The 7112-nt window shown below is 65.9% G+C and carries 8 protein-coding genes; 7 read left to right on the forward strand and 1 reads right to left on the reverse strand.

Annotated elements, in window-relative coordinates:
• Positions 1 to 369: 369 nt before the first annotated feature.
• Entirely contained in the window at positions 370 to 1356 is a 987-nt protein-coding gene (locus Q8P38_11995) for a sulfite exporter TauE/SafE family protein (GenBank protein ID MDP4015320.1), read from the reverse strand.
• Between the two features lie 34 nt (positions 1357 to 1390).
• Between Q8P38_11995 and xerD the strand changes: the two genes are divergently transcribed.
• Genes xerD through der form a run of 7 tightly spaced genes read left to right on the forward strand, consistent with a single transcriptional unit; the run spans position 1391 to position 7111 of the window.
• Positions 1391 to 2341 (forward strand): site-specific tyrosine recombinase XerD, encoded by a 951-nt coding sequence (gene xerD / locus Q8P38_12000; protein MDP4015321.1) that lies wholly within the window; start codon positions 1391 to 1393, stop codon positions 2339 to 2341.
• A 35-nt stretch (positions 2342 to 2376) separates the two neighbouring features.
• A complete protein-coding gene (locus Q8P38_12005; GenBank protein ID MDP4015322.1) occupies positions 2377 to 3195 on the forward strand; it encodes a segregation/condensation protein A in 819 nt (272 codons plus the stop codon).
• Entirely contained in the window at positions 3188 to 3808 is a 621-nt protein-coding gene (scpB, locus tag Q8P38_12010; GenBank protein MDP4015323.1) for an SMC-Scp complex subunit ScpB, read from the forward strand. Before Q8P38_12005 ends, scpB begins: the two co-directional genes overlap by 8 nt.
• Positions 3805 to 4545 carry a pseudouridine synthase gene (locus tag Q8P38_12015; GenBank protein MDP4015324.1) on the forward strand — a complete coding sequence of 247 codons (741 nt, stop codon included), beginning with the start codon at positions 3805 to 3807 and terminating at the stop codon, positions 4543 to 4545. The genes scpB and Q8P38_12015 overlap by 4 nt, the downstream gene beginning before the upstream one ends.
• Positions 4546 to 4591: 46 nt before the next feature.
• The gene (gene aroH, locus Q8P38_12020) at positions 4592 to 4954 is read left to right on the forward strand and encodes a chorismate mutase (protein MDP4015325.1); all 363 of its coding nucleotides are present in this window, start codon (positions 4592 to 4594) and stop codon (positions 4952 to 4954) included.
• 1 nt (position 4955) lies between these two features.
• The gene (cmk, locus tag Q8P38_12025) at positions 4956 to 5663 is read left to right on the forward strand and encodes a (d)CMP kinase (protein MDP4015326.1); all 708 of its coding nucleotides are present in this window, start codon (positions 4956 to 4958) and stop codon (positions 5661 to 5663) included.
• Complete coding sequence (gene der / locus Q8P38_12030; protein ID MDP4015327.1) at positions 5660 to 7111, forward strand: ribosome biogenesis GTPase Der; 1452 nt, start codon at positions 5660 to 5662, stop codon at positions 7109 to 7111. Before cmk ends, der begins: the two co-directional genes overlap by 4 nt.
• Position 7112 lies beyond the last annotated feature (1 nt).

A 7112-nucleotide genomic window follows, 5' to 3' on the forward strand; every position in this document is an offset into this window, starting at 1 on the left:
GGCCGACGTTGCTGCGGTAGGCCGACGTTCTGCTGGGTGTCTAGCGCAAGAGTTTCGGCCAACCACCACAACAGCCGCCGCAACTGCCTCTAGGCCGACGTTGCTGCGGTGGGTCCCCCCGCCTCGCGGGGGCGAGGCCAGCACCGCAACCTAGGCGAGCAGATTAGTGCGCAAGTCCAGCGCGACTCCACGAAGGATTCCCTTGTCAGCGGCCACACGGACCGGCCCCGAGCCAAGACGTGGCCCGAGTCAGGTCAAAACCCGACGGCGGTGATGGGGGTGCTGGCTTGCCATGCCGCTCGCCGGGCGGGCTGGACAGGACTGCGCCCGGCCGACGCCCCGTGGCCCGTGCGGGACGGCTTGACCGAATCAGGTCGCGTCTTCACCGGCTGACCCCTGGGCGGGAGACTCTTTGGCGGCCGCCTTGGCCGACGCCCTGCGCCGTGCCTTGGCAGCGGCCTTTCGCGCCGCTTCCGCTCGCCGCTCCTGCCTTTCCCGCACGGCCTTCACAACGACGGGCACGCCGAGCCCGACGCAGCCGATGACGGTCATCGCGGTCGCGATCCAGCGGGGCGCCCCGAGCAGCGCGATGCCACCAGCGGCAACCAGGACGAGAAGCAGCCACCGCAACTCATTGCCGTTGTAGCGGGCCGAGACGCGCGCACCTAACCACACGCCTGGAATCTGTCCCAGGAGCAATGACAGCAGCACACTCGCGTCCACCTCGCCAAGGCCCGCGTGCGCGATCGCTCCGACCACGAGCATTGGCACGGCCTGTACCAGGTCCGTGCCAACCAGGCGGCTGGGAAGCATCGCGGGAAACAAGATAATGAGGCTAGCCGCGATCAACGTCCCCGAACCGACCGAAGTCAGGCCGACCAGGATCCCCACGAGCAAGCCGACGGTCAACGTCACCGAGCATCGAAACGACGTCATCTGGATCTGATCGTGGGAATGCTGGGCCATGTAGCGCTTCAAGCGCAACCTCACCAGCGAGATGACAACGGCCACGATCAGGACAACGCCGATCATGCGGCGCAGCAACTCCTCGCCGGCGGGATCGGATGTAAGGCGCGCGAACAGGACTGTCCCGACCAGCACGCCGGGCACCGAACCAGCGGTCAGCCACGCGACGACCTTCAGGTATGGAGTGCGCCGCCGCAGATGAACCATTGCCCCGATTGGCTTGGTCACGGCCGCCGACACCACGTCTGTGGAGACCGCCACCGAAGCGGGCAGGTTGAACAACAGCAGAAGCATCGGAGTGACGATCGCCGCGCCGCCCAAACCCGTCAATCCGACGACGGTTCCGGCGAACAGACCCCCGAGCGTCAGCCACAGGTCGATGCCAATCACGATCGAACAGTATTCCCCGCCGTAGGGTGCTTCCATGCCCGGGCAGCAAGTCGACGCGCCAGGATCGACACAGATAGCGCGTGTAGCTACCGAGTATCTGGACCATCTGGTCGTCGAGAAGGGAATCTCGCCCAACACTTTGGATGCCTACCGGCGAGACCTGGCCAGATACACGCGATTCTGCGCCGCCAGATCTGTCACATCGCTTCCGGATGCCACCGAACCAGTGATTGGCGACTTCCTGGGCTGGCTCCGCTCGCCAGGTCAGGAAGGCCCGGAACTGTCCGCCGCGTCAGCCGCCCGGACGATGGCAGCAGTGCGTGGGTTGCACGGCTTCGCGGTCCGTGAGGGCCTCCTGGCCGACAACTCCGCGGTGAGCGTCAAGCCACCGAAGCTTGAGACACGACTCCCGCATGGACTGGCAGTGCAGCAGGTGCTCGACATACTGCGCGCTCCCGACCCGGCTGAGCCGACTGGTGTGCGAGACCGCGCGCTGCTGGAGTTCCTGTACGGCTCCGGATGCCGTGCCAGCGAGGCGGTAGGGCTGGATGTGGACGATGTGGATCTGGTTGCCCGTGCAGTGCTGCTGCGCGGGAAGGGACGCAAGGAGCGCGTGGTCCCGATCGGCACGCTGACGGTGACTGCCCTTGAGTCCTACTCGATCAGGGTCCGGCCAGCCCTGGCAGCCCGGGGCAAGGGCACCGCGGCGATGTTCCTCAATGCCCGAGGCGGTCGGCTGTCCAGGCAAACCGTCTGGACCATCCTGAAGCGGGCGGCGAAGACAGCCGGCGTCGACGGATCCGTCCACCCGCACACGCTGCGCCACTCCTTCGCCACCCATCTTCTTCAAGGCGGCGCCGATGTCCGCGTAGTCCAGGAACTGCTCGGGCACGCCTCGGTGACCACGACCCAGATTTACACCATGGTCACCGTGGAACACCTGCGCGAGGTGTATGCCAACACGCATCCGCGGGGCCGGATGTGAGTGGGGCTGACAGCTCGCTGGGTTACCGTCGTGTGGTGAGTGAACGCGGGCCAGCCGATTTGCGACTGCGGTCCGGGGAGGACAGCTCCGACAGCCATGGTTTCGCGGTCAGTGTGGATGGCTTCGAGGGGCCGTTCGATCTGCTTATGTCGCTGATCGCCAAGCACAAGCTCGAAGTGACCGCCCTGGCCCTGCATCAGGTCACCGATGATTTCATCCGCCATACCCGCGCCCAGGGTGATGACTGGGACCTGGGGGAGTCGACGCAGTTCCTTGTCGTTGCCGCGATCCTGCTGGATCTGAAGGCCTCGCGCTTGCTGCCAGGCCGGGAAGACGATGACGTCGAGGACCTCGCGGCCTTGGAGGCCCAGGACCTGTTGCTCGCTCGGCTGATGCAATACCGGGCGTTCAAAGAAGTCTCGGCTCTATTCGACGAACGCCTCAACTCAGCACAGCTCCGGCAGCCGCGCACGGTCGGCCTCGACCCGCAGCTGGCTGATTTGCTGCCTGAGGTCGTAGTGAGCATAGGCGTCGACGGTCTGGCCGCTTTGGCGATACGGGGACTGACACCGGCGCCACCACCTCAGGTCAACGTGGATCACGTCTACGCGCCGCTGGTTAGCGTGCCCGAACAGGCCGCGATCGTGGCCGCTCAACTGAGGCGAAGCGGCTCCGCCAGTTTCAGCTCACTGTTGATCGGGTGTCCTGATACGGCGCACGTCGTGGCACGGTTCCTGGCACTACTCGACCTGTACAGGCAGGCACTTGTTTCTTTCGACCAAGCACGCCCACTCACCGAACTCATCGTGAAGTGGACTGGAACTGATGAAGAAGGGGCGAGGGCCAGTGGGTGACGTTGTTGATCTGAGGTCAGGCTCGGCGGAAGCTCTGTTCGCGGCAGAGCCGGAGGCGGGACTGGGCGCGCCGTCCCGCGGGGCGGCTCTGGAGGCTCTCCTGCTGCTAGCCGATGAACCTGTCAGTTCCTTGACGTTGGCTGAGCTGACGGGGTGCCCAGAGCCCGATATCGTCTCTGAGCTACTCCGCCTCAGCGCCGAATACCGACGCGACGGCCGCGGATTCGATCTGCGGGAAGTTGGCGGTGCCTGGCGGTTCTACACCTCGGACACCTGCTCAGAACTAGTAGCGCGATACGCGACTGACGGTAGGCAGGCGAGGCTGACCCAGGCCGCGCTGGAGACTCTGGCGATCATCGCCTACAGGCAACCTGTGAGCCGCGCGCGTATCGGGGCGATACGCGGAGTCAGTTGCGACGGTGTCGTGCGAACCCTCGTCGCGCGTGGCTTGGTTACCGAAGTAGGCGAAGACACGGTCGCTGGCGCGGTTCTGTTCGGGACTACTACCTACTTCCTCGACCGTATGGGGATCTCTTCCCTGGAGGAGCTTCCGCCCATCGCTGAGCACTTGCCTTCGTTCGACTCGCTGGACGAACTCCTCGAATCCCAGTGACCGAGTCCGGGCAGGGGGAGAGACTGCAAAAGGTCCTGGCCCGAGCGGGACTAGGCAGTCGGCGCAAATGCGAGGCGTTGATAAGCCAAGGCAGGGTCTTCGTCAATGGGCAGGTCGTAGCGGTCCAAGGATTCCGGGTACCTCCTGGCACGACCGACGTCAGAGTCGACGGCAAGCCGATCCCAACATCTGACAACGTCATCGTGCTGGCGCTGAACAAGCCGAAAGGGATTCTGTCGACGATGGCCGACGACGGCGGGCGGCCTTGCGTGGGCGATCTCGTCGCGGACCGCGAGGAGCGGCTCTTCCACGTCGGACGCCTCGATGCCGACACCACGGGGCTGCTGCTATTGACGAACGATGGGGAACTCGCGCACCGCCTCCAGCACCCGAGCCACGGCGTCTCCAAGACATACCGTGCCACCGTGCGGGGACCAGTACCGGCCAGCGTTCGCCGAAGCCTCACACGCGGGGTCGAACTGGAAGACGGACCGGCGGTGGCTGACTCGTTCCAGATCGTCGCGCAACACGGACAGCAGTCGATTGTGGAGATCAGGCTGCACGAGGGCCGCAACCGCATTGTCAGGCGCATGATGGCGGCTGTGGGGCATCCTGTGATCGAACTTGTGCGGGTCAGTGTCGGTCCGGTGACTCTGGGAGGGCTCAGGCCAGGCGCATTTCGCAAGCTCACAGCCGCGCAGGTCGCCAGTCTGTATGCCGCCGCTGATGAGAGCTGAGCGCGGTGAACCTACGCTGTGCTCAGGACCTGACAGGGAGGGCGACGTGGCGGTGAGAGGCATCCGAGGGGCGACGCGTCTGTCCGCCGATGACCCGGCCGAGATGAGCGAAGCGGTCATTGACCTGCTAAGCGCGATCATCGAGAGAAACGACCTCAGACACGACGACCTTGTCAGCATCCTGTTCACATCCACGCCGGACTTGGTGAGTGCTTTCCCGGCCACTTCGGCCCGGGAGATCGGACTGGCTGACGTTCCTTTGCTGTGCGCCCAGGAGATCGACGTCGACGGGGCTCTGCCTCGCGTCATACGCATCCTCGTCCACGCCGAAACGGAACTACCGCGGGCGCGGATCAGTCACATCTACCAGCGCGGAGCCGAAAGCCTGCGCGAAGACCTAGCTCACTGAGATGACGGCCGAGCGATCCACCGCTGTGATAGCGGTTGACGGCCCCAGCGGCTCGGGCAAGTCGTCGGTTTCCCGTGGCGTCGCCGAGCGATTCGAGATGGCGTACCTGGACACCGGGGCGATGTACAGGGCGATGACGTACTGGATGCTTGAGCACGGAGTCGACCCGTCTGACGAATCCGCGGTCACCGCCCAATGCGGTCGGGCCGAGATCGTCAGCGGCACTGACCCGGCCAATCCCGCGATCGTCGTCGACTCTCACGATGTGGCTGAAGCGATCCGCACTCCCGAGGTGACGGCATCGGTCAGCGCCGTCAGCGCCGTCCCCGCGGTGCGCGAGCGGATGGTCCGGATGCAGAGGGAGGTAGCGGCGGCACAGCTCAGCGCGGGTCGGGGGATAGTAGTGGAGGGTCGCGACATAGGCAGTGTCGTCCTGCCCGACGCGGACCTGAAGGTCTACCTAACCGCCGATCCCGTGGTCAGGGCAGCAAGACGTGCCGCGGAGGACGCGACCCGCGCTCACGGGTCCGGCGGTCTGCCCGCCACAGAGGAATCCATCCGCCGCCGCGACGCTCTGGACTCAACCAGGACGGTGTCGCCGTTGGTCGCGGCCCCAGGCTCGGTCCACGTCGATGCGACGTACCTGACGCTGGAAGAGACGATCAACACTGTGGCCGACCTCGTGCGGGCCGCTGGGGACCGGCCGTGACCGACGACCAGGAGTTCGCCGACCTCACGCCCATCGACGGGGAATGGGTCAGCGATTCCGACACCGACGAGGGAATGCTGGCCGAGGCGATGTCAGCTGCTCGTACCGAGCAGGTTCTCGAGGCGGAGCCCACGGCCGAGGAACTTCCAGTAGTGGCTGTCGTGGGCCGCCCGAACGTCGGCAAGTCCACATTGGTGAACCGGATTCTGGGCCGTCGCGAAGCTGTCGTGGAGGATGTCCCGGGCGTTACCCGCGACCGCGTGGCCTACCAGGCCGAGTGGGCGGGGCGGCGGTTCATCGCCCTGGATACCGGCGGCTGGGACCGCACCGCCACAGGCAGGGCAGCCTCCGTGGCAGCCCAAGCGGAACGGGCGATGAGGGAAGCCGATGTGACGCTTTTCGTCGTCGACGCGACCGTCGGACCCACCTCGTCCGACGAGGATGTCGTGAAGGTCCTGCGTAGCGCCAAGAAGCCCATGCTCCTGGTCGCCAACCGGGTGGACAACTCGCAGGTCGAGGCTGAGGCGGCGTCACTGTGGTCCCTGGGATTAGGTGAGCCGCACCCGGTGTCGGCCTTGCACGGGCGGGGGAGTGGTGACCTTCTTGACGCGGTTGTGGCCCTGCTGCCCCAGCGGCGGCGGGTGCCCGCGGTCGCGGGGCCTCACCGGATCGCGCTGGTCGGTCGGCCCAACGTGGGCAAGTCGAGCCTGCTGAATCGTCTGGCGGGACAGTCCCGCAGCGTGGTGCACGAAGTCGCGGGCACGACCGTTGACCCCGTCGATGAGGTAGTGCATCTCGGTGGCCGCTCGTGGGTGTTCGTCGACACCGCTGGACTGCGCCGGCGGGTCCGGGAAGCTCACGGCCATGAGTTCTACGCCAGTCTTCGCACCCGAACAGCTATAGAGAGGGCCGAGCTCGCGGTCGTGGTCCTGGACGCCGGTGAGGTTCTCAGCGAGCAGGACGTCAACGTCGCGAACATGGTCGTCGACTCCGGCCGCGCCCTGATCATCGCCTACAACAAGTGGGATCTGGTCGACGAGGAGCGCCGCCGGTATCTCGAACGGGATCTGGAAAGGGATCTGGGATTCATATCTTGGGCGCCGCGCGTGAACGTCTCGGCCCTGACTGGGCGCCGCGTGGACAAACTCGTGCCCGCCTTCGACGCGGCACTCGCGGGCTGGGAGACGCGGGTGCCCACAGGTCGACTGAACAGCTTCCTGAACGAGCTGGCGGCGCGCAATCCGCATCCCGTGCGTGGCGGCAAGCAGCCGCGCGTGTTGTTCGGGACTCAAGCCAGCATCCGGCCGCCAACGTTCGTGCTGTTCACTTCGGGCTTCCTGGAGGCCGGGTATCGCCGATTCATCGAGCGCTCGCTCCGTGAGGAATTCGGCTTCGTCGGTACCCCAATCCGCATCGGCCTGCGGGTTCGCACCAAGCGCCAGCGGTAGC

The sequence above is a fragment of the Candidatus Nanopelagicales bacterium genome (assembly GCA_030700225.1).
Classification (GTDB): domain Bacteria; phylum Actinomycetota; class Actinomycetes; order S36-B12.

Bases quoted from the DNA above. Each gene is read 5' to 3' on its own strand.
- xerD (MDP4015321.1), top strand. From the start codon at position 1,391: ATGCCCGGGCAGCAAGTCGACGCGCCAGGATCGACACAGATAGCGCGT.
- cmk (MDP4015326.1), top strand. From the start codon at position 4,956: ATGACGGCCGAGCGATCCACCGCTGTGATAGCGGTTGACGGCCCCAGC.